This window comes from Kamptonema formosum PCC 6407 (genome assembly GCF_000332155.1).
Taxonomy (GTDB): domain Bacteria; phylum Cyanobacteriota; class Cyanobacteriia; order Cyanobacteriales; family Microcoleaceae; genus Kamptonema; species Kamptonema formosum.
This window is the reverse complement of the sequence record NZ_KB235909.1, coordinates 697-1221: the sequence shown is the minus strand read 5'-3', so window position 1 is coordinate 1221 and position 525 is coordinate 697. Positions and strand designations below refer to the sequence as shown.

Sequence of the window (525 nt, the reverse complement as noted above, 5' to 3'; positions counted from 1 at the left end):
TGGGGAAGTAGTCTGGAATTTAACGGTCAGCCAGTAACGATCGGGCTAATCCAGAGAGGTCTGAGTGCACTTAATTTCTTAATAGTAACTTACTGGATTGCTCAACTTCTAACCCAAGTAGTTCTCTATGCACTCAAGCAGTATGCCGACCGCTCCGAAGCAATGTGGGATGATGTCTTAATACCCATACTCCAAAACATCCTGCCCTTTTTCACCTATTTCATTGGTGGATTGCTAGCTTTACAGCAATTGGGTTTCGATCTATCCGGTTTGCTAGTAACAATTGGGGGAGCAGCATTTATCCTCGGTTTTGCCTTAAAGGACATTCTGGCGAACTTTTTCAGTGGCTTAGTGTTATTGATTGATACGCCTTTCAGTTTCGGCGATGTTGTTGCTCTGTCAGATGGTTCGCGGGCAGTGATCAAAAAAATTGGTCTGCGGGTAACAACTATGTACTTAATCGATAGTCACTCTGAAATTTATATCCCTAATGCCAATTTCCAAGGTGAAAACATTATTAATCTT

At 42.1% G+C, this 525-nt stretch carries 1 protein-coding gene; it reads left to right on the top strand.

Annotation, left to right across the window (positions count from 1 at the left end):
* A partial coding sequence (locus tag OSCIL6407_RS31750; RefSeq protein ID WP_193789141.1) for a mechanosensitive ion channel domain-containing protein occupies positions 1-525 on the top strand: 525 nt, incomplete at both ends.